Origin of the sequence: Pseudomonas sp. WS 5027 (assembly GCF_012985695.1) — a bacterium.
GTDB lineage: Bacteria > Pseudomonadota > Gammaproteobacteria > Pseudomonadales > Pseudomonadaceae > Aquipseudomonas > Aquipseudomonas hygromyciniae.
The window spans coordinates 41712-66195 of sequence record NZ_JAAQWU010000029.1 but is presented as its reverse complement, the minus strand read 5'-3'; the positions used below and the strand labels follow the sequence as shown (position 1 = coordinate 66195).

At 60.0% G+C, this 24484-nt stretch carries 19 protein-coding genes, 2 tRNA genes and 1 pseudogene; 14 read left to right on the top strand and 8 right to left on the bottom strand.

The features are described from left to right. Nucleotides 1–19: 19 nt before the first annotated feature. The 8 genes from HBO09_RS25955 to HBO09_RS25920 all read left to right on the top strand — a co-directional run bounded on the left by HBO09_RS25955 (nucleotide 20) and on the right by HBO09_RS25920 (nucleotide 9176). Nucleotides 20–104: transfer RNA gene (locus HBO09_RS25955), tRNA-Leu, on the top strand. Nucleotides 105–181: 77 nt separating this feature from the next. Further along, a tRNA-His gene (locus tag HBO09_RS25950) sits at nucleotides 182–257 on the top strand. Between the two features lie 402 nt (nucleotides 258–659). Next, nucleotides 660–1970 carry a trigger factor gene (gene tig / locus HBO09_RS25945; RefSeq protein ID WP_029298423.1) on the top strand — a complete coding sequence of 437 codons (1311 nt, stop codon included), beginning with the start codon at nucleotides 660–662 and terminating at the stop codon, nucleotides 1968–1970. 92 nt (nucleotides 1971–2062) lie between these two features. Next, complete coding sequence (clpP, locus tag HBO09_RS25940) at nucleotides 2063–2698, top strand: ATP-dependent Clp endopeptidase proteolytic subunit ClpP (protein ID WP_029298421.1); 636 nt, start codon at nucleotides 2063–2065, stop codon at nucleotides 2696–2698. A 112-nt stretch (nucleotides 2699–2810) separates the two neighbouring features. Continuing rightward, entirely contained in the window at nucleotides 2811–4094 is a 1284-nt protein-coding gene (gene clpX, locus HBO09_RS25935) for an ATP-dependent Clp protease ATP-binding subunit ClpX (protein ID WP_029298419.1), read from the top strand. Between the two features lie 160 nt (nucleotides 4095–4254). Further along, nucleotides 4255–6651: an endopeptidase La gene (lon, locus tag HBO09_RS25930; RefSeq protein WP_169999201.1), complete on the top strand. Its 2397-nt coding sequence runs from the start codon at nucleotides 4255–4257 to the stop codon at nucleotides 6649–6651. Nucleotides 6652–6800: 149 nt separating this feature from the next. Then, nucleotides 6801–7073, top strand: a complete 273-nt coding sequence (locus tag HBO09_RS25925; RefSeq protein WP_003174819.1) for an HU family DNA-binding protein — start codon at nucleotides 6801–6803, stop codon at nucleotides 7071–7073. 231 nt (nucleotides 7074–7304) lie between these two features. After that, nucleotides 7305–9176, top strand: coding sequence for a SurA N-terminal domain-containing protein (locus HBO09_RS25920; protein WP_169999200.1), 1872 nt, complete (start codon nucleotides 7305–7307; stop codon nucleotides 9174–9176). A 149-nt stretch (nucleotides 9177–9325) separates the two neighbouring features. On the opposite strand, the gene HBO09_RS25915 is transcribed toward HBO09_RS25920, so the two are convergent. Beyond that, nucleotides 9326–10537, bottom strand: coding sequence for an MFS transporter (locus HBO09_RS25915; protein ID WP_169999199.1), 1212 nt, complete (start codon nucleotides 10535–10537; stop codon nucleotides 9326–9328). 126 nt (nucleotides 10538–10663) lie between these two features. Here HBO09_RS25915 and HBO09_RS25910 point away from each other — a divergent pair, with 126 nt between their 5' ends. Together HBO09_RS25910 and HBO09_RS25905 are read left to right on the top strand one after the other, a co-directional pair. Beyond that, nucleotides 10664–11608 (top strand): LysR family transcriptional regulator, encoded by a 945-nt coding sequence (locus HBO09_RS25910; RefSeq protein ID WP_169999198.1) that lies wholly within the window; start codon nucleotides 10664–10666, stop codon nucleotides 11606–11608. Between the two features lie 44 nt (nucleotides 11609–11652). Then, nucleotides 11653–12432, top strand: coding sequence for a DUF2242 domain-containing protein (locus tag HBO09_RS25905; RefSeq protein WP_169999197.1), 780 nt, complete (start codon nucleotides 11653–11655; stop codon nucleotides 12430–12432). Between the two features lie 258 nt (nucleotides 12433–12690). Here HBO09_RS25905 and HBO09_RS25900 read toward each other — a convergent pair whose 3' ends face one another. Further along, nucleotides 12691–13731, bottom strand: coding sequence for an AraC family transcriptional regulator (locus HBO09_RS25900; RefSeq protein WP_169999196.1), 1041 nt, complete (start codon nucleotides 13729–13731; stop codon nucleotides 12691–12693). 4 nt (nucleotides 13732–13735) lie between these two features. Beyond that, the gene (locus HBO09_RS25895) at nucleotides 13736–14866 is read right to left on the bottom strand and encodes a carbon-nitrogen hydrolase family protein (protein ID WP_169999195.1); all 1131 of its coding nucleotides are present in this window, start codon (nucleotides 14864–14866) and stop codon (nucleotides 13736–13738) included. Nucleotides 14867–15077: 211 nt separating this feature from the next. On the opposite strand from HBO09_RS25895, the gene HBO09_RS25890 reads away from it, so the two are divergent. Together HBO09_RS25890 and HBO09_RS25885 are read left to right on the top strand one after the other, a co-directional pair. Further along, nucleotides 15078–17117, top strand: coding sequence for an NADPH-dependent 2,4-dienoyl-CoA reductase (locus HBO09_RS25890; RefSeq protein ID WP_169999194.1), 2040 nt, complete (start codon nucleotides 15078–15080; stop codon nucleotides 17115–17117). A gap of 57 nt (nucleotides 17118–17174) precedes the next feature. Further along, nucleotides 17175–18065, top strand: a complete 891-nt coding sequence (locus HBO09_RS25885; RefSeq protein WP_169999193.1) for a pyridoxal-phosphate dependent enzyme — start codon at nucleotides 17175–17177, stop codon at nucleotides 18063–18065. Here the strand turns inward: HBO09_RS25885 and HBO09_RS25880 are convergent. The 4 genes and pseudogenes from HBO09_RS25880 to HBO09_RS25870 all read right to left on the bottom strand — a co-directional run bounded on the left by HBO09_RS25880 (nucleotide 18062) and on the right by HBO09_RS25870 (nucleotide 20807). After that, nucleotides 18062–18607 carry a cytochrome b gene (locus HBO09_RS25880; RefSeq protein WP_169999192.1) on the bottom strand — a complete coding sequence of 182 codons (546 nt, stop codon included), beginning with the start codon at nucleotides 18605–18607 and terminating at the stop codon, nucleotides 18062–18064. The genes HBO09_RS25885 and HBO09_RS25880 overlap by 4 nt on opposite strands. A gap of 114 nt (nucleotides 18608–18721) precedes the next feature. Then, complete coding sequence (gene phnX, locus HBO09_RS25875) at nucleotides 18722–19549, bottom strand: phosphonoacetaldehyde hydrolase (protein WP_169999191.1); 828 nt, start codon at nucleotides 19547–19549, stop codon at nucleotides 18722–18724. Nucleotides 19550–19566: 17 nt separating this feature from the next. Beyond that, nucleotides 19567–19668 (bottom strand): annotated as a pseudogene (locus HBO09_RS29095) (outer membrane lipoprotein carrier protein LolA); the annotation flags it as partial. 29 nt (nucleotides 19669–19697) lie between these two features. Then, nucleotides 19698–20807, bottom strand: coding sequence for a 2-aminoethylphosphonate--pyruvate transaminase (locus HBO09_RS25870; protein WP_169999190.1), 1110 nt, complete (start codon nucleotides 20805–20807; stop codon nucleotides 19698–19700). Between the two features lie 112 nt (nucleotides 20808–20919). Between HBO09_RS25870 and HBO09_RS25865 the strand changes: the two genes are divergently transcribed. After that, nucleotides 20920–21780, top strand: a complete 861-nt coding sequence (locus HBO09_RS25865; RefSeq protein ID WP_169999189.1) for a LysR substrate-binding domain-containing protein — start codon at nucleotides 20920–20922, stop codon at nucleotides 21778–21780. Nucleotides 21781–21969: 189 nt separating this feature from the next. On the opposite strand, the gene HBO09_RS25860 is transcribed toward HBO09_RS25865, so the two are convergent. Then, nucleotides 21970–22845 carry a LysR substrate-binding domain-containing protein gene (locus HBO09_RS25860; RefSeq protein WP_169999188.1) on the bottom strand — a complete coding sequence of 292 codons (876 nt, stop codon included), beginning with the start codon at nucleotides 22843–22845 and terminating at the stop codon, nucleotides 21970–21972. A gap of 265 nt (nucleotides 22846–23110) precedes the next feature. On the opposite strand from HBO09_RS25860, the gene HBO09_RS25855 reads away from it, so the two are divergent. Beyond that, on the top strand, nucleotides 23111–24436 hold the full coding sequence (locus HBO09_RS25855) for an MFS transporter (protein WP_169999187.1): 1326 nt from the start codon (nucleotides 23111–23113) through the stop codon (nucleotides 24434–24436). The last annotated feature ends 48 nt before the right edge of the window (nucleotides 24437–24484 follow it).

Below are 24484 nucleotides of genomic sequence, written 5' to 3'. Positions count from 1 at the left end.
GTTTTAAAAGCTTCAAGCCGCGGATGTGGTGGAATTGGTAGACACACTGGATTTAGGTTCCAGCGCCGCGAGGCGTAAGAGTTCGAGTCTCTTCATCCGCACCAAATACAGCGTCACCCTTGCCATGGGCTAGGTTGGTGCTTAACAAAGAAGGCGATTGGCTTCTTTGTCACGCAATATGGTGGGCGTAGCTCAGTTGGTAGAGCACGGGATTGTGACTCCCGTTGTCGAGGGTTCGATCCCCTTCGTCCACCCCATATTCCGAAAGGCGCCAGATTTAACAGTCTGGCGCCTTTTTTGTTTTAGCGGTTTGCGTATTCGGCGACTGCAGGTTTTGGGTCGCAGGGGTGGGGCGTTTCGTCGTATTTTTGTTTCTCGATGATGCCGTGCTACCCGTCGGCCTTGTGTGCAAGGTCGGCAGCCAGGGAGATGGTTGGTGACTTCTTCTATATATAGAAGGGTTGGCACAGAGCCCTGGCGTGATTGGCTGTATTTGTCACTGGGGCGAGGAGCATTCGTGCATTCGTACCTGTAAAATGCCTGCTGTTTTTTAACCCGTTTTCAGTAGGGTGACTTCTTGAGTTTGACCCACTAGAATGCATGCCCTTGATTCTTGGGTCGGAAACGGCCGGCTAACGTCTGTGCAACGAGGAATATCCATGCAAGTTTCTGTTGAAAATACTACTGCTATCGAGCGCCGCATGAGCATCACCGTGCCGGCAGAGCGCATCGAGACTGCGGTCAACAAGCGTCTGCAGCAGACTGCCCAGAAGGCCAAGATCGCTGGTTTCCGTCCAGGCAAAGTGCCGATGAGCGAAATCAAGCGCCGTTTTGGTGCTGACGCGCGTCAAGATGCCGTAGGCGACGTGATTCAGGCTTCCTTCTACGAAGCTGTTGTCGAGCAAAAGCTCAACCCGGCTGGTTCGCCTTCCATCGAGCCTAAGTCCCTGGAAGCTGGCAAGGACCTGGAATACGTTGCCGTATTCGAAGTGTTCCCAGAGTTCACCGTCGCGGGTTTCGAAGGTATCGAAATCGAGCGCCTGAGCGCCGAAGTGGCTGATGCCGACCTGGACAACATGCTGGAAATCCTGCGCAAGCAGAACACTCGTTTTGAAGTGGCCGATCGCGCTGCCCAGAACGAAGACCAGTTGAACATCGATTTCGTGGGTAAGGTCGACGGCGAAGTCTTCGCTGGCGGCTCGGCCAAGGGCACTCAGCTGGTTCTGGGTTCCAACCGCATGATCCCGGGTTTCGAAGACGGCCTGGTTGGCGCTAAAGCTGGCGAAGAGCGCGTTCTGAACCTGACTTTCCCTGCTGACTACCAGAACCTGGACCTGGCTGGCAAAGCCGCCGAGTTCACCGTGACTGTCAACAGCGTCTCCGAGCCTAAGCTGCCAGAGCTGAACGAAGAGTTCTTCGCCCAGTTCGGTATCAAGGAAACCGGTATCGAAGGTTTCCGCGCCGAAGTTCGCAAGAACATGGAGCGTGAGCTGCGCCAGGCCATCAAGTCCAAGGTCAAGAACCAGGTTATGGACGGTCTGCTGGCTGCCAACCCGATCGAAGTGCCTAAGGCTCTGCTGTCCAACGAAGTGGATCGCCTGCGCGTACAAGCTGTTCAGCAGTTCGGTGGCAACATCAAACCTGACCAACTGCCGGCCGAGCTGTTCGAAGAGCAAGCCAAGCGTCGCGTCGTGCTGGGCCTGATCGTGGCTGAAGTGGTCAAGCAATTCGACCTCAAGCCTGACGAAGACCGCGTTCGCGAAATGATCCAGGAAATGGCTTCGGCCTACCAGGAGCCTGAGCAGGTCGTGGCTTGGTACTACAAGAATGACCAGCAACTGAACGAAGTCCGTTCGGTTGTGCTGGAAGAACAAGTTGTGGATACTGTTCTGCAGAAGGCTAAGGTGACCGACAAAGCGGTCTCTTACGAAGAAGCAGTCAAGCCGGCTGAAGCAGCACAAGCCGACTGATTGTCCAACTCGTTTGAAAATACACCCATAAGCCAGCCTCGCGCTGGCTTATGCGTATTCAAGACATGACTATTTGGGAGTAACTGCAGAGCATGTTCCGTAATTCGTATATTCAGCAGAACTCTGATATCCAGGCCGCAGGCGGCCTGGTCCCGATGGTTGTCGAGCAATCTGCTCGTGGCGAACGCGCCTATGACATCTACTCGCGCCTGCTCAAGGAGCGAGTGATCTTTCTGGTTGGTCCGGTAGAGGACTACATGGCCAACCTGATCTGTGCGCAACTGCTGTTCCTTGAAGCGGAAAACCCGGACAAGGACATCCATCTCTACATCAACTCCCCAGGCGGTTCGGTGACGGCGGGCATGTCGATCTACGACACCATGCAGTTCATCAAGCCGAACGTATCCACCACTTGCATTGGCCAGGCCTGCAGCATGGGTGCATTCCTGCTGACAGCCGGTGCCGAAGGCAAGCGTTTCTGCCTGCCTAACTCGCGCGTGATGATTCACCAGCCATTGGGCGGTTTCCAAGGCCAGGCGTCGGACATCGAAATCCACGCCAAGGAAATCCTGTTTATCCGTGAGCGTCTCAACACGCTGATGGCCAAGCACAGCGGGCACACCCTGGAAGAAATCGAGCGTGATACCAACCGCGACAACTTCATGAGTGCCGAGGCCGCGCGTGAATACGGGCTGATCGACGCCGTGATCGACAAGCGCCCCGCTTAATATAAGCCGCTCAAAATAGGGCTGGTCGGCATGTCCGACCACTGGCGGGCTTGAAAAAGCCCGCATAAGCCTTCATCTTGTGTTGCAAGCCTATCGGATTTGGATCGAACGAATGACTGACACCCGCAACGGCGAGGACAACGGCAAGCTGCTCTATTGCTCCTTCTGTGGCAAAAGCCAGCATGAAGTGCGCAAATTGATTGCCGGCCCCTCGGTCTTTATCTGCGACGAGTGCGTCGACCTGTGCAATGACATCATCCGTGAGGAGGTGCAGGAGGCACAGGCCGAAAGCAGCGCGCATAAATTGCCTTCGCCTAAAGAAATCAGCGGCATCCTTGACCAGTACGTGATTGGTCAAGAGCGTGCAAAGAAGGTTCTGGCCGTAGCGGTGTACAACCACTACAAGCGCTTGAACCAGCGTGACAAGAAAGGTGATGAGGTCGAACTCGGCAAGAGCAACATCTTGCTGATCGGTCCTACAGGCTCGGGTAAAACCCTGCTTGCAGAAACCCTCGCTCGCCTGCTGAACGTTCCATTCACCATCGCCGACGCCACTACCCTCACCGAGGCTGGCTACGTGGGCGAAGATGTCGAGAACATCATTCAGAAACTGCTGCAAAAATGCGACTACGACGTAGAGAAGGCCCAGATGGGTATTGTCTATATCGATGAAATCGACAAGATTTCGCGCAAGTCCGACAACCCGTCGATCACCCGGGATGTTTCCGGTGAAGGCGTGCAGCAAGCCCTGCTGAAGCTGATTGAAGGCACGGTCGCCTCCGTACCGCCGCAAGGCGGTCGCAAGCATCCGCAGCAGGAATTCCTGCAGGTTGATACGCGTAACATCCTGTTTATCTGTGGCGGTGCGTTCTCCGGCCTGGAAAAGGTTATTCAAAACCGTTCCACCCGTGGCGGCATCGGTTTCAGTGCAGAAGTGCGCAGCAAGGAAGAAGGCAAGAAGGTGGGCGAGTCCCTGCGTGAAGTCGAGCCTGACGATTTGGTCAAGTTCGGTCTGATCCCGGAATTCGTTGGTCGTCTGCCGGTCCTGGCCACGTTGGACGAGCTGGATGAGGCTGCTCTGATTCAGATCCTCACCGAGCCGAAGAACGCCCTGACCAAGCAATACGCCAAGCTCTTCGAAATGGAAGGTGTAGACCTCGAGTTCCGTGCCGACGCGCTTAAATCGGTGGCCAAGCGGGCACTGGAGCGCAAGACTGGCGCACGCGGTCTGCGTTCGATTCTCGAAGGCGTACTGCTCGACACCATGTACGAAATCCCCTCGCAGTCCGAGGTGAGTAAAGTGGTGATCGACGAAAGCGTTATAGAAGGTAAGTCCAAGCCACTGTATATCTACGAAAACAGTGAGCCGGCTGCCAAGGCTGCGCCAGACGCGTAAGCGTTTCGCAGTTTCGGTACAAACAAGGGGCCTCTAGGGGCCCCTTTGTTTTTCATAAGAATTTTTACTGTGTGTAACTGCCAGCATTGAGCTTGTTTTTTTTACACGCAGCCCCCATCTTGGTTTCAAGCTTACTTTCATCTGTCATAGAGGCGAAATCATGAAGACAACCATTGAATTGCCTCTCCTGCCATTGCGTGATGTGGTTGTGTATCCGCACATGGTTATCCCGCTGTTCGTGGGGCGCGAGAAGTCTATCGAAGCCCTCGAGGCCGCGATGACGGGCGACAAGCAGATCCTGCTGTTGGCCCAGAGAAATCCGGCTGATGACGATCCAGGCGAAGACGCCCTGTATCGCGTCGGCACCATTGCCACCGTTCTACAATTGCTCAAGCTGCCGGATGGCACCGTCAAGGTGCTGGTCGAAGGTGAGCAGCGCGGTGCGGTCGAGCGCTTCATGGAGGTGGATGGCCACCTGCGTGCAGAAGTGGCGTTGATCGACGAAGTCGATGCGCCTGAGCGCGAATCCGAAGTCTTTGTGCGTAGCCTGCTGTCCCAGTTCGAGCAATACGTGCAACTGGGCAAGAAAGTCCCGGCTGAAGTCCTGTCCTCCCTCAACAGCATTGATGAGCCTAGCCGCCTGGTCGACACCATGGCCGCGCACATGGCGCTGAAGATCGAGCAGAAGCAGGACATCCTCGAAATTATTGACCTGTCTACCCGGGTCGAGCACGTCCTGGCGTTGCTGGATGCCGAGATTGATCTGTTGCAGGTCGAGAAGCGCATTCGCGGTCGCGTCAAGAAGCAGATGGAGCGCAGTCAGCGCGAGTACTACCTGAATGAGCAGATGAAGGCCATTCAGAAAGAACTCGGCGACAGCGAAGAAGGCCATAACGAAATCGAAGAGCTGAAAAAGCGCATCGATGCCGCCGGCCTGCCAAAAGACGCGTTGACCAAAGCCACCGCCGAGCTGAACAAGCTCAAGCAAATGTCGCCAATGTCGGCCGAAGCCACTGTGGTTCGTTCCTACATCGACTGGCTGGTGCAGGTGCCGTGGAAAGCCCAGACCAAGGTGCGCCTGGACCTGTCGCGTGCCGAAGATATCCTCGACGCCGATCACTACGGCCTGGAGGAGGTCAAGGAACGCATCCTCGAATACCTCGCCGTGCAGAAGCGCGTGAAGAAGATTCGTGGCCCGGTGTTGTGCCTGGTCGGTCCTCCCGGCGTGGGTAAAACCTCGTTGGCCGAGTCGATCGCCAATGCCACAAACCGTAAATTCGTACGCATGGCCCTCGGTGGTGTGCGTGATGAAGCGGAAATCCGTGGTCATCGCCGGACTTACATCGGTTCGATGCCGGGAAGATTGATTCAAAAAATGACAAAGGTTGGGGTGCGCAACCCACTGTTCCTGCTCGATGAAATCGACAAAATGGGCAGCGATATGCGTGGCGATCCGGCATCGGCCTTGCTGGAAGTGCTCGACCCCGAACAGAACCACAATTTCAACGACCATTACCTGGAAGTCGATTACGACCTGTCCGACGTAATGTTCCTGTGCACCTCCAACTCCATGAATATTCCTCCAGCCCTGCTGGACCGGATGGAGGTGATTCGTCTGCCGGGTTACACCGAAGACGAGAAGATCAATATCGCCGTCAAGTACCTTGCGCCCAAGCAGATTTCGGCCAATGGCCTGAAGAAGGGCGAGATCGAATTTGATGTCGAGTCGATCCGCGACATCATTCGTTACTACACCCGTGAGGCTGGTGTACGGGGTCTTGAGCGCCAATTGGCGAAGATCTGCCGCAAGGCGGTCAAGGAACATGCCCTGGAAAAACGCTTCTCCGTGAAAGTCACGGCAGATGCCCTGGAGCACTTCCTGGGTGTGCGTAAATTCCGCTACGGCCTGGCCGAGCAACAGGATCAGGTAGGGCAGGTGACTGGCCTGGCGTGGACCCAGGTGGGTGGCGAATTGCTGACCATCGAAGCCGCCGTGATCCCGGGCAAGGGGCAACTGATCAAGACCGGTTCCCTGGGCGACGTGATGGTCGAATCCATCACCGCCGCGCAGACCGTGGTACGCAGCCGCGCCCGCAGCCTGGGAATCCCCCTGGACTTCCATGAGAAGCACGACACCCACATCCACATGCCTGAAGGGGCTACCCCCAAAGACGGCCCTAGCGCTGGCGTAGGCATGTGCACGGCCCTGGTATCGGCCCTGACCGGCATCCCGGTGCGTGCCGATGTGGCCATGACCGGCGAAATTACCCTGCGTGGCCAAGTATTGGCCATTGGCGGCCTGAAGGAAAAACTGCTGGCTGCACACCGTGGTGGTATCAAGACGGTGATCATTCCGGAAGAGAACGTTCGCGACTTGAAGGAAATTCCTGACAATATTAAGCAGGATCTGCAGATTAAACCGGTTAAATGGATTGACGAGGTCCTGCAAATTGCGCTGCAATACGCGCCGGAGCCCTTGCCGGATGTGGCTCCCGAGATAGTCGCGAAGGACGAAAAACGCGAGACTGACTCTAAGGAAAGAATTAGCACGCATTAATACGTTTAAGCCTGGTGGCTTCCTTGACAGCTTTTTAGAGCCCTTGTTATAAAGCGGCTCTTATAAGTGCCTGTAGGCCATTCAGCACTGGTTTTTGCTTTCACCAAAAAACTTAGAATCATACTCAATAGATATAAGGGGACTTAAGAGTGAACAAGTCGGAACTGATTGATGCTATCGCCGCATCTGCTGATATCCCGAAAGCTGCTGCTGGCCGTGCGCTGGACGCAGTAATCGAATCCGTCACTGGCGCTCTCAAGGCCGGCGACTCCGTGGTACTGGTAGGTTTCGGTACTTTCTCTGTGACCGATCGCCCAGCTCGCACTGGTCGTAACCCACAGACTGGCAAAGCACTGCAAATCGCTGCTGCCAAGAAACCCGGTTTCAAAGCCGGTAAAGCCCTGAAAGAAGCCGTCAACTAAGCTTCGCTCAAGCCTTTGCCTATCCGGGCTGGACGCAGGTGTCTGGCCTGGCAGCGGAGCGGCAACTGACCCGAGTATCCATCGGGTCGCTACGCCGGGGGGCGGGTTCAATACCCGTCCGTTCCGCCCGTTACGAGAAGGCGCATCCTCGGATGCGCCTTTCTTCTATCCGGATTCTACCCACGCTCCACGGTTGCCTAATTTTGAAGTTCAACCGTTTCTGGGGGACGCATGCTGCAGAATATCAGGGACAATTCACAAGGCTGGATTGCCAAGACCATTATCGGGCTCATCGTTGTATTGATGGCTTTCACCGGTATCGAGGCCATTTTCCAGGCCACGACCAACAGCCAGGACGCGGCCAAGGTCAATGGTGAAGAAATCAGTCAAAACGAGTTGAGCCAGGCCGTCGACATGCAACGTCGGCAGCTGATGCAACAACTGGGCAAGGACTTCGACGCGTCCTTGCTGGATGAAAAAATGCTGCGCGAAGCGGCCCTCAAGGGCCTGATCGACCGCAAGCTGTTGCTGCAAGGCGCGGCTGATTCGAAGTTCTCCTTCTCGGAAGCTGCACTGGACCAAGTGATCCTGCAGACTCCGGAGTTCCAGGAAGACGGCAAGTTCAGCGCTGAGCGCTTCGACCAGGTGATCCGTCAACTGGGCTACAGCCGTATGCAGTTCCGTCAGATGCTGACCCAGGAAATGCTGATTGGCCAACTGCGCGCAGGCATTGCCGGCAGCGGTTTTGTCACCGATCAGGAAGTGCTGAACTTCGCGCGTCTGGAAAAACAGACCCGTGATTTCGCCACCGTCAGCATCAAGGCCGACCCGGCAGCCGTGAAACTTACTGACGACGAGGTCAAGGCTTACTACGACCAGCACGCCAAGGAGTTCATGACCCCGGACCAGGTCGTCATCGACTACCTGGAGCTGAAGAAGGCTTCGTTCTTTGATCAGGTAACGGTCAAGGACGATGAACTGCAGGCCCTGTACGAGAAAGAAACCGCCAACCTCGCTGAACAGCGTCGTGCCGCGCACATTCTGATCGAAGTCAACGACAAGGTCTCCGAGGCGCAAGCCAAGGCCAAGATCGAAGAAGTCCAGGCGCGTCTGGCCAAGGGCGAGAGTTTCGAGGCCCTGGCCAAGGAGTTCTCCCAGGATCCAGGTTCGGCCAACAGTGGCGGCGATCTGGGTTTCGCCGGCCCTGGTGTCTACGATCCTGAGTTTGAAAGCGCTCTGTATGCCTTGAACAAGGACCAGGTCTCGGCACCGGTACGTTCCAGCTTCGGCTGGCACCTGATCAAGTTGCTGGGGGTTGAAGCGCCAGAAGTGCCTTCGTTCGCCAGCCTCAAAGACAAGCTGACCCGCGAGCTGAAGACCCAGCAAGTGGAGCAGCGCTTCGTCGAGGCGACCAAGCAACTGGAAGATGCGGCTTTCGAAGCCTCCGACCTGGCCCAGCCAGCTTCGGACCTCAAGCTGACCGTACACACCTCCGCGCCGTTTGGCCGTGAAGGTGGCGAAGGCATCGCGGCCAACCGTGCCGTGATCCAGGCCGCGTTCAGCCCTGAAGTGCTGGATGAGGGTGCCAACAGCACCGCCATCGAACTGGATCCGGAGACCATCGTGGTCCTGCGCGCCAAGGAGCACCGCAAGCCGGAGCAACTGCCGCTGGAAAGCGTGGCGACTGCCATTCGTACCCAACTGACCAAGGAGCGTGCAAGCGCTGCGGCGAAGACTCATGCTGATGAGCTGATCGCCAACCTGCGTGACGGCAAGCTCGCGTTGGACCAGGCGGTTGCTGGCCAGGCCTGGAAAGTCACCGAAGCCGCTACCCGCGCACAGGAAGGCGTCGACCCGGCTGTATTGCAGGCATTGTTCCGTATGCCCAAGCCAGTGGCGAAGGACAAACCGACTTTTGCCGACGTGACCCTGCGTGATGGCAGCTTGATGATCGTGCGCTTGAACAGCGTCAACGAAGGGGCTGCGCCTACCGATGAAGAGAAGGAGCAATATCGTCGCTTCCTCGCTTCGCGGGTTGGCCAGCAGGACTTCGCTGCGTTCCGCAAGGAGCTGGAAGCCAAGGCTGATATCAAACGCTTCTGATGGTGTGATACTGCTTCAAAAAAAGACCCCGGCCTGAAAGCCGGGGTCTTTTTTTGCCTGCTCCTCAGCCCCGCCAAGTTTATGTAGGAGCGAGCTTGCTCGCGAAGAGCCCGAGAGCGCCGCGTATACCCAGCAAGCCCCCTTTATCGTTAACGTCTTTCGCGAGCAAGCTCGCTCCTACCTGATTGGGCGCTTCGGGTCTGTAAGGTTGTGATCAATGCCAACATGGCCAAACCAGCGACCGCCCAGGGAAACGACATCACGCCCCATCCCTGAAGCAGTACGCCGCCCAGTAGCCCGCCGCCGGCAATCCCCAGGTTCCATACCGTTACCAGCATGGACTGGGCGGCATCCGCCGAGTCCCCCGCCGATTTGGCCAGGGCGGTTTGCAGCAAGGCCGGCAAGCCGCCAAATGCCAGGCCCCAGACGGCCACTGACAGGTAGATGACATCGGTAGAGGCGGTCCACAGTCCCAAGGCCAAGGCCGCAGCGGCAAACATCGCGCAACTGATCACCAGCAAGGCTGGTAGCAGGCGGTCAATCAACAGGCCGACGACCCAGATGCCCATCAGCGCGGCCAGGCCAAATACTAGCAACACCTGGTCAATGTCGGCGGTAAGTCCGGCGGGCATCAGAAACGGCGCGATATACGTGTACAGAATGTTATGAGCCAGCACGTAGGTAAAGGTCACCCAAAGCGTCGGACGTACCCCGCGCAAGTGCAAGACCTGACGTAAGCCCAGGCGTTGTTGCGCCCTTTGTCCGGCAAAGTCCGGCACCTGCCAGCGCACCCATACCAGTAGCAGCACGGTCAGCCCGGTCATGATTGCAAAGCTCAAGCGCCAGCCTACCACCGTGCCAAGAAACGTTCCGGCAGGCACGCCAAGGGACAACGCCAGCGGCGCGCCTAGCATTGCCACGGCAATCGCCCGGCCTTGCAGGTGCGGTGCCACCATGCGGCTGGCATATCCGGCCAGCAGTGCCCAGAGCAAGCCGGCGAACACTCCAGCCAGCAGCCGCGCGATGAGGGTCAGCCAATACAGGTCCGATAGCGCCGTGACACTGTTGACCAGCGCAAAGCCGCCGATCGCTATCAGCAGCAAGGGGCGGCGGCGCCAGCCACGGGTGGCGATGGTCAGGGGAATGGCCGCCAGCAACGAGCCAAGGGCATACACCGTGACGAGTTGGCCGACCAGCGCCTCGGAAACGCCCAGGCCGGCGCTTATCTGTGGCAGCAGGCCTGCTGGCATTGCTTCAGTGAGGATGGTGATGAAACCGGCGGTAGCCAGCGCGAGCAAGCCTGCCATGGGCAGTCGTTCGCGCTGGCTGGGCAGGCATTGCGGTGTACTGCAGTCATTCATGTGGCTCGGCTCCGTATTCAAGGTATCAGGACATCGGGGCAGAGTAGGGGGCTGAACCCTTTGGAAAAATGGGCTAAGGTTCCGAACTTAGCGGACGTTCATGTCCGTAATCAGCAGGAAGGGACAATGGACAGCCTGGGCAGTATTTCGGTGTTTGTGCAGGTCGCGGAAACCCGCAGCTTTACTCAGGCTGGTCGCGTGCTGGGGGTGTCTTCCTCGGCCGTGGGCAAAAGCATTGCGCGCATGGAGCAGCGCCTGGGTGTTCGGCTGTTTCACCGCAGCACCCGCAGTATCACGCTGACGGCCGAGGGCGCGCTGTTTCTCGAGCGTTCGCGGCGCATCCTGGCCGAGGTTGAAGCGGCGGAGCAGGAATTGACTGAGGCGGCGGCCACGCCCCGTGGCAAATTGCGCGTCAGCTTGCCGCAAGTGCGGGGCCTGTTGATGCCGGTGCTGACCGAATTCATGCGCGCCTATCCAGAGATTGAACTGGATGTGGACTTCTCCGACCGCATGGTGGATGTAATCGAGGAAGGCTTCGACGCCGTAGTGCGCACCGGCAAGCCTGAGGATTCGCGGCTCACGGCTCGGCTTCTGGGGCACTATCGGTTGGTGCTGGTGGGATCGCCACAGTACTTCGCCCTGCACGGCACACCGGCTTGTCCTGCGGATCTGAACCACCACGCCTGCCTGCGCCACAAGTTCTGCGCCACCGGCAAGCTGGAAGCCTGGCCACTGCGCCATCTGCCGGGTGAACCCGAGCCGGTGTTGCGCGCTCCGCTGGTCAGTACCACCATCGAGTCCCTGAGCCATGTGGTGCATGAAGGGCTGGGGATCGCCTGCCTGCCGGACTTCATGGTCCGCGAATCCGTCGAGCAGGGCCGTTTGCAGCGGGTGCTGGACGACTACCTGGAGCACCGCGGCAGTTTCTGGATGCTCTGGCCGTCGAGCCGGCATGCCTCGGCCAAGCTGCGGGTGTTTGTCGACCATATGAGCGTCAGGCTTTTTCCCGCATCACGCGTCGAGCCGGTCGCTGGCGTTTTACCGACAGGAATTCGCGCGCGCACCCCGTGATCTGTTGCACAATACCGCCCTGACCGTTTTACTCAGGATGATCAATGTCGACTTCATTTCACTTGCGTGGCCTTGCGCTTGCGCTGGTGCTGGCAGGCGCCACGGGCTGCTCGTCGCCCAAGACCGCTATCTACGAACATGAGAACTTCGACGACTCCGGTACGTTTTCGCGCAATTACCCGGTCAGCGATATCGCGGCCTGCGAAGCGGCACGCCGGGCGTTGCTCAGCCAGGGCTACATCATCACCAGCAGCGACCCGAAGCTGGTGAGCGGTAACAAAAGTTTCCAGCAGACCGGTGAGACCCATCTGCAGATCAGTTTCAACGTGGTATGTGCCGAAGACGGCAGCGGCGAGCATCATGCGACCATGTTTGCCAATGCCCTGCAGGATCGCTACGCGTTGAAGAAGGTCAACAACTCCGCCAGCCTTGGGGTGGGTGTGCTCGGTTCGGTATCGATGCCGATTGGCTCCACCGACGACTCGATGGTCAAGGTGGCCAGCGAGACGGTCAGCTCGCCGAAGTTCTATGAGCGCTACTTTGCCTTGGTGGATGTGTTCCTGCCCCAGGAAGTGAAGGCCGCCGAGCACATTCCAGAAGCGCCCAAGGCTGACCTCGGTGTGCCGGAACCCAAGCCCGCGCCTGCGGTGGACAAGGTAGAAGCGCCGCAAGATGTGCCGGCCACGCCTGTTGCACCGGCGGTCTCGGAACCGCTTGCGCCACCTGTGGAGGCGGTGCCGATTACCCCGCAGCCCGCGCCGACGACGCCTGCGCTGCCCGCGCCAACAGAGGTCATTCCAGCGTTGCCGGCCACCGGCCAATAACCCCGGCCCCTTGAGTTCGGGGCGTTAAATCCATTGCTGGCTGCTACGTTTAATCTTGAAGTGCAGGAACGTCATGACCCTGTCTTTTTTTGGTCATGACGGCACTTTAGGCTGGTATTGCGGGTCATTTAAGCCACCTGCTTTGATTAAACAAGGAGTCGACGATGGACGATTATCAAGAAGAATTGCTGGAATACCAGGCCTTTGAACTGGATCCTCTGGACCCGGCCGATGACGCCACCGAACTCTAGGCAGGTGTCAGGCGGAATGCCGCTGACTGCGGCGAAATTCCCCTGGGGTCTGGCTGTTCCAGCGCTTGAAGGCCCGTTGAAAGGCTTCCGCTGAGGCAAAACCCAGTAGATAGGCGATTTCCCCAAACGCCAGTTCCGTATCGCGAATGTAGGTCATGGCCAGGTCGCGACGGGTGTCGTTGAGAATCGCGCGAAACTGCGTGCCTTCCTCGGCCAGTTTGCGGCGCAAGGTCCAGGTCGGCAGTTTCAGGCGCGCCGCCACTTCTTCCAGGTCGGGTTCCCGGCCGCCATTGAGCATCGGCCCCAGCAAGCGGGTGATGCGCTCGCGCAGGCTGCGGGTGCGGGTCAGTTGTTCCAATTCCCTTTCACACAGTTGCAATAGCAAGTGCCAGGTACTTGGGCAGTGCTGCGGGTTGCGCAGGGCCAGGCTGTGTTGGCTCAAGCGCAGTTGATTGAGCTCGGCGCCGAACTGGATCGGGCAATCGCCCAGCACGCTGTAGCTTGCACTGTAGTCCGGTGCGGCGAATTCGATCTCGACCCGCTCGGCGACTACCGGCTGCTGGCACAAGGTTGCCATCTGTTGTAGCCAACCGGCGAGAATCGAGTCCACGACAAAGCGGTTATAGGCGTTATAGGGGCTGATGGAATAGAACCGCAGCCAGGCGCCCCCGGCGTCTTCATGAAAGCTGGACTGGCCACGGTAGTTGGCACCGTACAGGGCCTCGAAACGCGTCATCGTGCGTGCGGCTTCGCGTACATTGGGCGCCTGGGTGGCGGTAACACCGGCCAGGCCGAGTTGATTCATGCGGCTCAGTTGGCCCATGCGCAGACCCAGGCCGGGATCGCCGGTCAACTGGATGGCTGCGTGGCCCAGGCGCATATAGCGCGGGATTGACAGGCGCGCACCGGGTTCACTCAAGCGTGCCGGGTCCAGGCCGTACTGCAACAGCAGTGGCTGCGGGTCCAGGCCATGGCTGAGGACCGCGTCGGCGAGGGTGTGCACGATGCCCACCGATAAGTCACCGAGGCGCATCGGTGCCGGTTTCATAGGTTTACAGCCACACGTTCAGCAAGCGCGCACCACGCGCGTTGCCGTCGGCGAAGACTTGCCCTTGGGTACTGAGAAAACTCTGGCCGCTGGTGCCCTGGTCCCAGAACTGCCCGCGCATAAATACGCTCATGCCCGCACCGGCCAGGCTGATGGGGGCCTGGCTGATCAGGCTCAGGCGATGCCAGGCTTCGCCTTCGCTGAGCTCTTCGGGCTTGAGGCTGACTTCCGGCGGCGTGGATACGCTTTTGAAACCGCGCCATGGCTTGTCCCAGGTATCCCGGCCAATCACCAGGGCCGGTACCGCCACCAGTTGCGCGCCTTGTTCGTTGAGCTTGCGGTAGTTGTCCGGGTACCAGCTGTCGCTGCCAATGAGGATGCCCAGGCGGCCGGCCGGGGTGTCGATTACGCTGATGGCGTTTTCGTCGCCGGGGGCGATAAAGCCGCGCTCATCGAAGATCGGGTAGAGCTGGCGCTGAGGTTGGCCCAGGGGCAGGCCGTCGCGGTCGAACACCAGGCTGGTGTTGTACAGCGCGCCATGGCCGACCTGCAATTGGCCCTGGCTGATGCTGGGGTTGGGCAGGGCGATGGAACCGGCCACCAGCGTCACCCCGAACTCCTTGGCCAGGCCGCCAAACAGCACTTGGTAATCGCGGGCCATGGCGGGCGCCTTCATGCGCAGGTACGCATCGTCGATACGGTTGTCGCCCTGGGCGCTGATCAGTGCGCGCATAAACAGCAACGGATTGCTGGCCGAAAACCAGTTCATCGCCTCCTTGAGACTGGTGGCCTGGTATAGCTCGTTCTTTTCGCCACTGACCATCAACCAGGTGCCGACATGTTCCGGCAGCACCACAATGGTTTTGTCATTGATCAGCCCCATGTCCCGGGCATTGCGCAGGTAGGCCGAGAGCTTCAGGTGTAAGCGCTCCAGGCTCTGGTAGTCAGCGGGGAACAGCTCCGGCTGGATGCCCAGCAGATTGCCGTGGTCGGCGGGGACGCCCTCGTTCACGGCCAGGTTGATCCGCAGGTCCGACAGGTAATGCCCCACGGGACGCTCCTGGGTCCAGACCAGATAGGCGGAAACGGCGGCGACCAAGGCCATGGTGAGGGTCAAAGCAAATAATTTACGCATGGGGGAACAGACAACAGGCCGTATGCAGGGTTCGCCTCTAGGGTAGGGCGCGTCGCCACGCTTGCCAAGGGGCGTTGCGCATTTGGATCAATAACTTGTCAGTTTCAGTCATTGAGCGGTGGGGGTATGGCTCTTAGTCTGTGGGACATAAACCGATGGCCGGCCATTCGAGCCTGCCACGTCCCGTGATGATCCGTTGTGGAGCTGTACCATGACCGCTGCTGCCTACCCGCACCTGCTGGCCCCGTTGGACCTGGGTTTTACCACCTTGCGCAATCGCACCCTGATGGGGTCGATGCACACCGGCCTTGAAGAAAAACCCGGCGGCTTCGAGCGCATGGCCGCGTATTTCGCCGAGCGTGCCCGTGGCGGCGTAGGCCTGATGGTTACCGGCGGCATTGGCCCGAACGATGAAGGCGGGGTGTATTCCGGGGCAGCCAAGCTGACCACCGAAGCCGAAGCGCTCAAGCACAAGATCGTGACCCAGGCGGTGCATGAGGCGGGTGGCAAGATCTGCATGCAGATCCTTCACGCCGGGCGTTATGCCTACAGCCCCAAGCAGGTCGCGCCAAGCGCGATCCAGGCGCCGATCAACCCGTTCAAGCCCAAGGAACTGGACGAGGAAGGCATCGAGAAGCAGATCAGTGACTTTGTGACCTGTTCGCTACTGGCCCAGGTCGCCGAGTACGATGGCGTCGAAATCATGGGCTCGGAAGGTTATTTCATTAACCAGTTCCTCGCCGCCCACACCAACCACCGCACCGACCGCTGGGGCGGCGCCTACGAAAACCGCATGCGCCTGCCGGTGGAAATCGTGCGCAGGGTGCGCGAAGCCGTGGGGCCGAACTTCATCATTATCTTCCGCCTGTCGATGCTCGACCTGGTCGAAGGCGGCAGCACCTGGGAAGAAATTGTCCAGTTGGCCAAGGCCATCGAGCAGGCGGGCGCGACGATTATCAATACCGGCATCGGCTGGCACGAAGCGCGTATCCCGACCATCGCCACCAAAGTGCCGCGGGGCGCGTTCAGTAAGGTCACGGCCAAGCTGCGCGGCGCGGTGCGGATTCCGTTGATCACCACCAACCGTATCAACACCCCGGAAGTAGCCGAGCAGATCCTCGCTGAAGGCGATGCCGATATGGTGTCCATGGCCCGGCCGTTCCTCGCCGACCCGGAATTCGTCAACAAGGCCGCCGCTGGCCGTGCCGACGAAATCAACACCTGCATCGGCTGCAACCAGGCCTGCCTGGACCATACCTTCGGCGGTAAGTTGACCACCTGCCTGGTCAACCCCCGTGCCTGCTACGAGACCGAGCTCAATTATTTGCCAGTCAAGCAGATCAAGAAGATCGCGGTAGTCGGTGCCGGTCCTGCGGGCCTGGCTGCTGCGACCGTGGCCGCCGAGCGCGGGCATCAAGTGACCTTGTTCGATTCCGCCAGCGAGATCGGCGGCCAGTTCAATATCGCCAAGCGCGTGCCGGGCAAGGAAGAGTTCTTCGAAACCCTGCGTTATTTCAAGCGCAAGTTGCAGACCACCCATGTCGAGTTGTGCCTCAACACCCGCGTGGACGTCGAGCAACTCGTGGCCGGCGGTTATGACGAGATCATCCTCGCCACCGGCATCGCGCCCCGTACCCCGGCCATTCCGGGCGTGGAGAACGCCAAGGTGCTCAGTTACCTGGACGTGATCCTCGAACGTAAGCCGGTGGGCAAACGTGTGGCGGTGATTGGCGCCGGCGGCATCGGTTTCGACGTGTCGGAGTTCTTGGTACACCAAGGCGTGTCCACCAGCCTGGACCGCGAAGCGTTCTGGAAGGAGTGGGGCATCGACACCCACCTTGAGGCACGCGGCGGAGTGGCCGGGATCAAGCCCGAGCGCCACGCGCCGGCCCGAGAAGTGTTCCTGCTGCAGCGCAAGACTTCCAAGGTCGGCGACGGCCTGGGCAAGACCACCGGCTGGATCCACCGTACCGGCCTGAAGAACAAGCAGGTGCAGATGCTCAATAGCGTCGAGTACCTGAAGATCGACGATGAAGGCCTGCATATCCGTGTCGGTGCCGAGGGCGAGCCCCAAGTGCTGGCGGTGGACAACATTGTCATCTGCGCCGGCCAGGACCCGCTGCGCGAACTGCAGGACGGCCTGGTCGCCGCTGGCCAGAACGTGCACCTGATTGGCGGTGCCGACGTGGCTGCCGAGCTGGACGCCAAGCGCGCCATCAACCAGGGCTCGCGCCTCGCTGCCGAGCTGTAAGACCTGGGAAGGGGCGGTGTTAGACTACCGCCCCTTTTTTCATGCAGACATGCCCTGATGGGTCCTTTCGATTGGCTTCCCCGCGCTCCCCTTGAACCCTTGCAGCTGGATTGGCTGAGCGGGGTCGAGGTAGCCGTGCTGCGCCTGGACCTGATTGATCCACTGATCAGCGGCAACAAGTGGTTCAAGCTCACCGGGCACTTGGCCCAGGCGCGGCAGGCCGGCGCTACAGGCATCATCAGCCTCGGTGGGGCCTACTCCAATCACCTGCATGCTCTGGCGGCGGCCGGTAAACGTTTTGATTTTCCGACTGTCGGCCTGTTGCGCGGGCATCCCCAAGACACCTCCACGGTTCTGGACCTCAAAGCCTTTGGCATGCAACTGCATTGGCTGGGCTATGGCGGTTACCGCGCACGCCACGAGCCGGACTTCTGGTTGCCTTGGCGCGAGCGATATCCGCACCTGCATCCCGTGCCCGAAGGCGGCGGTGGGATGACGGGGGCGTTGGGCTGTGGGGTGCTGGTCGAGCAGGTGCGCATGCAGTTGCACACCCTGGGTTGGGCCGATTACGACGCCTGGTGGCTGGCAGCAGGCACTGGTACCACCCTGGCGGGTCTGGTCCTGGCGGAGGCGGGTGCCCATCCGGTGTATGGGGCAATGGCGGTGCCGGATGATCACGGTGTCGCGCAGAACGTGCGGGCCATCGTGCAGGGCGGGTATGAGCTGCTGGATGCCAGCCGTGGTGGTTTTGCCAAGGTCGACCCGCAATTGCTGGCTTTTATCGACACTACCGGGCAAGCCAGTGGCTTGCTCCTTGAACCGCTCTATACCGGCAAGGCGCTGTTGGCGCTCAAACAACAGATCGAGGCCGGGGTTTTTGCCCCCGGCACTCGCCTGGTCTTTGTACATACCGGCGGCCTGCAAGGGCGCCGGGGTTTAGTGGATTAACGCTTGGGCAACATGCGCAATACGGTGTTATCACGCATGAAATAGTGGTGGTACAGACCCGCCGCCGCATGCAAGCCGATCAGCCAGTAGCCAATGGTGCCGCCCAGCACGTGCCAGCCTTCGATCTGCTTGGCCAGCTCTTTGTTCTCGCCGATCAACGGTGGCAACTCCAGCCCGTAGAACCACACCGAATGTCCTTCGGCACTGACGATCAGCCAGCCGAAGATCGGCATGCCGATCATGAACACATACAGCGCCACGTGCATCAGCGTCGCCAGCAAGGTTTGCCATTGCGGCGGGGCCGGCAGGATTTTCGGCGCCACGCCCAGGCTTCGCGCAAACAGGCGCAGCCAGACCAGTACAAACACGGTCAGGCCGAACATGAAGTGCATTTCCTTGATCAGGGTGCGGCCGCCGCTACCCTTGGGGAAAATCCCGCGAAACTCAATGGTGGTGTAGACCAGCACCAGCAGCACTAGCATCAGCCAGTGCAGGGCAATGGACATGGTGCTGTAACGGGACTCGCTGTTTTTCCACGGCATCGCGTCTTTCCTCACTCATCAGGGGCAAACCTCCGTTCTTTGGCGACGGAGTCCCTTTAGCCTAAACCTGTTATGCAAGGTTTGCCCGAGTGAGGGGCGATGTATTGACGTCGATCAGGCGCTTTGTGGCATTTCACCACGGCCCAGGCGCTGATTGATGTCGGCGATCACGCCGGGCAGGTCGGTGATGGTGTCGATCAGGTAGTGCGGGCGCGAGCCGGCGAACAGCGTTTCGATGCGCTTGCGCTCGCTGGCCAGTGTCGCCGCGTCCAGGGCGCGGAACTGCTCGTAGGTCAGGCCCAGGGCGTTACCCGAGCAGGTCAGCGCCACCGTCCACATCCCGGCGCGGCGGCCTTCGAGGATGCCTGGCACGGTATCGTCGATCTTCACGCAGGCCGCCACGTCATCGATGCCCAGGGCGATCACGTTGGCCAGGGCCTGGGCGGGCCATGGGCGGCCGTTGGGCACTTCGTCGGTGGCTACGACGTGGTCGGCGATGTAGCCGTTGGTGGCCGCCAGTTCGACCACTTTGTCCATCACTTGCTTGGGGTAGCCGGAGCAGGAACCGATCTTGATCCCCTGCGCACGCAGTGCGGCGATGGTCTCCAGGGCGCCGGGAATCAGTGCTGAGTGTTCGGCGATTTTCTCGATCTGCAACGGCATGAAGCGTTCGTAGATGGCGGTCACGTCATCGTCGGTCGGCGTGCGGCCGAAGGCTTTGCGATAGCGCTCGGCTACTTGCGGCTGATCACACAGGGTGCGGATGTGGTCCCACTTGCCCATGCCCATCGGGCCGCGGGCTTCTTCGATGGAAACCTGTACGTCGAACTCGGCAAACGCCTCGACAAAAATCTGTGTGGGGGCGAAAGAGCCGAAGTCGACCACGGTGCCGGCCCAGTCAAGGATGGCGGCCTGCAGGGTGTTGGGGTTCTGATAGTTCATGGTGAAAATCCTATAGGTAATGGGGCGTACGTTGTAGGAGCGAGCTTGCTCGCGAAAAACCTCGGGGCGCCGCTACCAACCAGGCCGCCCGCGTTATCGTTAACGATCTTCGCGAGCAAGCTCGCTCCTACAATTGGAATGGGGTGGGTTAGATCTCGAGCACTTCCATCTCTTGCAGCGCCTGGGCAATCGCCGCCACTGCCGCTTGCATTTCGGCCTGATTGACATGGCCGATGCAGCCGACGCGGAAGGTTTCGACCTGGGTCAATTTGCCCGGATACAGAATGAAACCCTTGGCCTTGACCCGCTCGTAGAAGTCCTTGAACTGGTAGCGCGGATCGCTCGGCGCGTGGAAGGTGACAATGATCGGCGCCTGGATCGCGGCCGGCAGGAAGCTGCGCAGGCCCAGGTCGGCCATACCGTCCAGTAGCGTCTGGCAGTTGGCGGCATAGCGCTGATGGCGCGCCGGCAGGCCGCCTTCTTCGTTGTATTGCAGCAGCGCTTCATGCAGGGCGGCCACTACGTGGGTCGGCGGGGTAAAGCGCCATTGCCCGGTCTTGGCCATGTAGGCGTGCTGGTCAAACAAATCCATGGCCAGGGAATGGCTATTGCCCTGGGCAGCGGCCAGTGCCTCTTTTTTCGCGAACACAAAACCCATGCCCGGCACGCCTTCCAGGCATTTGCCGGATGCGGCGATCAGTGCGTCGAACGGCACCTGGGCGGCGTCGATGGGCAGTGCGCCAAAGGAGCTCATGGCGTCGATAATCAAACGCTTGCCATGGCGCTGGATGACCTGGGCGATCTCCGGCAGCGGGTTGAGGATGCCGGTGCTGGTTTCGCAGTGGATCAGCGCGATATGGGTGATGCTGCTGTCAGCCTGCAACAGCCGATCGACATCGGCGGCGGTGGTGGGCTGGTCTTCGGCGGTTTCGAAGGTACTGAACGGGCGGCCCAGCACTTCGCAGATCTTCGCCAGGCGCTTGCCGTAGGCACCATTGATCAGCACCAGCACCTTGCCATCCCGGGGCACCAGGGTGCCGATGGCCGCTTCGACGGCGAAGGTGCCGCTGCCCTGCAAGGGCACGCAGTGATGGCTGTCGCCACCGTTGATGATCGCCAGCAGTTGCTCGCAGAGGCTGGCGGTCAGTTGGTTGAAGCGGTCATCCCACGAACCCCAGTCAACCATCATGGCCTGGCGGGTGCGGGCCGAGGTGGTCAAGGGCCCCGGTGTGAGCAGGATCGGCGCGGCAGTACTCATTCTCATGTCCTCGCAAAGCAGTGGGATGAAGCTACGGGACATAAATTGCAGTTTGGCTTGTCATCAATCAAATTGTTTGTTGTTATGCCAGCCATCAGTGAGGCCGATAGCTATGAATCTTTTTCAACTCCGCGCATTTGACGCCGTGGCCCGGGACGGCAGTTTTACCCGTGCCGCCGCGCGCCTGTTTATCAGCCAGCCGGCGGTGACCGGGCATATCAAGGCCCTGGAAGAGCACTACCAGATCACCTTGCTGCGGCGTACCGCGCGGCGCGTCGAGTTGACGGAGGAGGGCATCAAGCTGGCGGCCATCACCCGCAGTATCTTCGGCCAGGTGGATGAAGCGCAGGCCCTGCTGGAGGCCAACCGCCAATTGCTCACCGGGCGTCTGGAAGTGGCGGCGGATGGGCCCCATATGGTCATGCCAATGCTGGCAAAGCTGCGTGCGCGTTACCCGGGGATTACCGTCAACCTGCGCTTGGGCAATGCCCAGGAAACCCTGGCTGCGCTGTTGTCCGAGCATGCGGATGTGGCGGTATTGACTGAAGTGGAACCACGCAAGGGCATGCATCTGCAACCCTTGAGCGAGTCGCGTATCTGCGCCTTGGTACCGGCTGGCCACCCGTGGCTGGCAGAGCCTACGGGTATCCGCCTGGAGCAGTTGGACCAGGTGATCATGGTGCTGCGCGAGCCCAGTTCCATCACCCGCCGCACCTTCGACGATGCCTGTGCCAAGGCCGGCGTGCAGCCCAGGGTCTTGCTGGAACTGGACAGCCGCGAAGCGGTGACAGAAGCGGTGGCCGCCGAACTGGGGGTGGGTGTGGTGTCTTCGGTGGAAGTCAGCCGGGACCCGCGGGTGCATGCGATTCCCATCCGGGGCGATGGACTGCTGAATCACCATATGCTCGGGTGCATGGAGCGGCGCCGGGAGTTGCGTTTGATTCAGGCGTTTTTCGAGCTGGCTTCCCATTGACCTGACGATGGGACAGGTACGTTTGCTGTGGCAAGAGGGCTTTTTGTGGAGAGGGGGCTTGTCCCCCGTTGGGCTGCGCAGCAGCCCCAAACCCCGGCGCTGCGGTCTATCTGATAAAACGCGGCGGTCTTATTGGGGCTGCTGCGCAGCCCAACGGGGGACGAGCCCCCTCGCCACACAGTTCAGTGATCAGGTATCCAGGCTCTCGCGGACAATCTCCAGAAAGGTCGCCACCACCCGTCGCGAGCTCTGTTCCTTCAGGCACACCAGCGTTTCCTTCATGCGCTGGGTGCAGTCGCGGATCGGCATGGCGTACACCCGCGAGTCTGCGCCGAATTCCGAGGCCGAGACCACGCCCACGCCAATCCCCACCACCACCGCTTCACGGGCGGCCTCGCGGCCTTCCACCTGGATTGCCGGGCGGATCCGCAGCCCGGCCTGGTGCATCTCGCGCTCCAGGGTTTGACGGGTCACCGAACCGGTTTCCCGCAGGACCAGAGGCGTGTCGTCCAGGTCCGCCAGGTCAATGGATTCGCGCCCGGCCCATGGATGGTTACGTGCCACAAAGGCTAGCATCGGGTCATCGCGCAGCGGGATCGACAGCAGCCGCTCGTCGTCCACGTCACGCCCCACCAGCGCCAGGTCAGCCTGGTAGTTGTGCAGGCGGTACAGTGCATCGTCGGTGTTGCCAGTCTCAATCTTCACCGTGATCCCTGGGTAGCGTTCGCAAAACCGCGCGATCTGCGGCAGCACGTGCACTGGCGCGTCCACGGCCAGGGTCAGGCTGCCAGTCTGCAGGGCCTTGGAATCTTGCAGCAATTCCTCGGCTTCGGCAGCAATCACAAACAGGCGCTGGGTGATACTCAGCAGGCGCTCCCCCAGATCGGTCAGGCGCACGGAGCGCTTGTTGCGATGGAACAGCAGCACGCCGAAACGCTCTTCGAGTTTGCGCACCTGGTCGGAAATGGCTGGCTGCGTGAGGAACAGCCGCTCCGCCGCCAGAGTAAAGCTGCCGTGGACCGCTACCGCATGGAACGCTTTGAGTTGGGCGTGGGAAACCGACATGGCATGACCTCTTACAAGCTGAGCTTATATTTGAAATACGATAAATCGATTTTACCTATTAGTCAGCCATTGCTTTGATAGCCCTCAGTCGCCGTAGGTTGAGTCCTACAACTTCGGCGATCATGGGTCGTTGCGTGCAACCTTGCAGGACTCATCTGACCAGTACCGGCGCCCTGCGACCCGGTACTGCAGTGCAAAACAATAAAAACACAGGCAATTGCTTTTCGATTCTGCCGGCACACTCACACCTGAGGTCAGAACCACCATGAATATCCCTATGGGTAGTATCAAGCGTTGGCGCGTGCAGATTTTCGCCATCACCTGGCTGGCCTATGCCGCCTTCTATTTCACCCGCAAAGCGTTTTCCGTGGCCAAGTTGGGGATCGTCGACGACCCGAACTTCCCGCTGGACAAGATGATGATGGCCAATCTGGATGGCCTGTACCTGGCGGCGTATGCCGTTGGCCAGTTCACCTGGGGCATGCTCGCCGACCGTTTTGGCCCTAGGGTGGTGGTGTTGGGAGGGTTGGTGATTTCCGCGGCCGCCGCGCTGGTAATGGGCACGTTTGCCACCTTGCCGATCTTTGTCACGTGCATGTTGATCCAGGGCCTGGCGCAGTCCACCGGCTGGTCGGGACTGTGCAAGAACCTCGGCAGTTTCTTCCCGGCGCAACAGCGCGGGCGGGTGCTGGGGTTGTGGAGCTCGTGCTATGCGTTTGGCGGGTTGGTGGCATCACCGTTTGCCGGTTGGTGGGCCTATACCCTGATCGGCACCTGGCACGCGGCCTTTATTTCCAGTGCCGCAGTGGTGGCGTTGGTGGCAGTACTGTTTTTCATCTTCCAGCGCAATACGCCACAGGACGTCGGCCTGCCGGAAGTCGAACCTGAGCCGGCAATGAGCGCCGAGGAGCAGGCGGCGGCCAAGAAAATCAGCATCCTTGAGCCGTTGCGCGAAATCTTGCGCAACCGCACGGTGCTGACCCTGGGCCTGGCGTACTTCATGTTGAAACCGGCCCGTTACGCGATCCTGTTGTGGGGCCCGGTCATCGTCTATGAGCAGATGCCCTCGGTGGGCAAGGTTGGCGCGGCCATTGTGCCGACGGCGTTCGAGCTGGCGGGGTTGCTGGGGCCAATCATGATTGGCCTGGCGTCCGACAAACTGTTCGGCGCCCGGCGCATGCCGGCCTGCGTGCTCAGCCTGTTGGCGCTGACGGTGTCGCTGGCGCTTTTCATGGGGGCATTGCATACCGGTAGCGTGCTGTTGGTGATGGCCTTGCTGTTTGTCATGGGCCTGACCCTGTACGGGCCGGACTCGATGATCAGCAGTACGGCGGCGATCGACTTCGGCACGGCCAAGGCTGGGGCGACGGCGGCGGGTTTCGTCAACGGCTGCGGTTCGGTAGGGGCGATTCTCGGCGGTCTGTTGCCGGGCTACTTCGATACGGTGACGGTGTTTATCGTGTTCGCCGGCGCCGCGTTGTTTTCCTCGTTGGTGCTTTTGCCCTATTGGAACGCCCGGCCTGCGGTTTTGGCGCAAGTGGGCGACTTTGTGCCGGATCGTTCAGTGGCGATCAAACCCCTGCGCACCTGAGGCACCTGCAACGCTGGCCGGTTTTTTGGTGGAACGAAGGGTTCTTGC

Bases quoted from the DNA above. Each gene is read 5' to 3' on its own strand.
- tig (WP_029298423.1), top strand. From the start codon at position 660: ATGCAAGTTTCTGTTGAAAATACTACTGCTATCGAGCGCCGCATGAGC.
- clpP (WP_029298421.1), top strand. From the start codon at position 2,063: ATGTTCCGTAATTCGTATATTCAGCAGAACTCTGATATCCAGGCCGCA.
- clpX (WP_029298419.1), top strand. From the start codon at position 2,811: ATGACTGACACCCGCAACGGCGAGGACAACGGCAAGCTGCTCTATTGC.
- lon (WP_169999201.1), top strand. From the start codon at position 4,255: ATGAAGACAACCATTGAATTGCCTCTCCTGCCATTGCGTGATGTGGTT.
- HBO09_RS25920 (WP_169999200.1), top strand. From the start codon at position 7,305: ATGCTGCAGAATATCAGGGACAATTCACAAGGCTGGATTGCCAAGACC.
- HBO09_RS25915 (WP_169999199.1), bottom strand. From the start codon at position 10,537: ATGAATGACTGCAGTACACCGCAATGCCTGCCCAGCCAGCGCGAACGA.
- HBO09_RS25910 (WP_169999198.1), top strand. From the start codon at position 10,664: ATGGACAGCCTGGGCAGTATTTCGGTGTTTGTGCAGGTCGCGGAAACC.
- HBO09_RS25905 (WP_169999197.1), top strand. From the start codon at position 11,653: ATGTCGACTTCATTTCACTTGCGTGGCCTTGCGCTTGCGCTGGTGCTG.
- HBO09_RS25900 (WP_169999196.1), bottom strand. From the start codon at position 13,731: ATGAAACCGGCACCGATGCGCCTCGGTGACTTATCGGTGGGCATCGTG.
- HBO09_RS25895 (WP_169999195.1), bottom strand. From the start codon at position 14,866: ATGCGTAAATTATTTGCTTTGACCCTCACCATGGCCTTGGTCGCCGCC.
- HBO09_RS25890 (WP_169999194.1), top strand. From the start codon at position 15,078: ATGACCGCTGCTGCCTACCCGCACCTGCTGGCCCCGTTGGACCTGGGT.
- HBO09_RS25885 (WP_169999193.1), top strand. From the start codon at position 17,175: ATGGGTCCTTTCGATTGGCTTCCCCGCGCTCCCCTTGAACCCTTGCAG.
- HBO09_RS25880 (WP_169999192.1), bottom strand. From the start codon at position 18,607: ATGCCGTGGAAAAACAGCGAGTCCCGTTACAGCACCATGTCCATTGCC.
- phnX (WP_169999191.1), bottom strand. From the start codon at position 19,549: ATGAACTATCAGAACCCCAACACCCTGCAGGCCGCCATCCTTGACTGG.
- HBO09_RS25870 (WP_169999190.1), bottom strand. From the start codon at position 20,807: ATGAGTACTGCCGCGCCGATCCTGCTCACACCGGGGCCCTTGACCACC.
- HBO09_RS25865 (WP_169999189.1), top strand. From the start codon at position 20,920: ATGAATCTTTTTCAACTCCGCGCATTTGACGCCGTGGCCCGGGACGGC.
- HBO09_RS25860 (WP_169999188.1), bottom strand. From the start codon at position 22,845: ATGTCGGTTTCCCACGCCCAACTCAAAGCGTTCCATGCGGTAGCGGTC.
- HBO09_RS25855 (WP_169999187.1), top strand. From the start codon at position 23,111: ATGAATATCCCTATGGGTAGTATCAAGCGTTGGCGCGTGCAGATTTTC.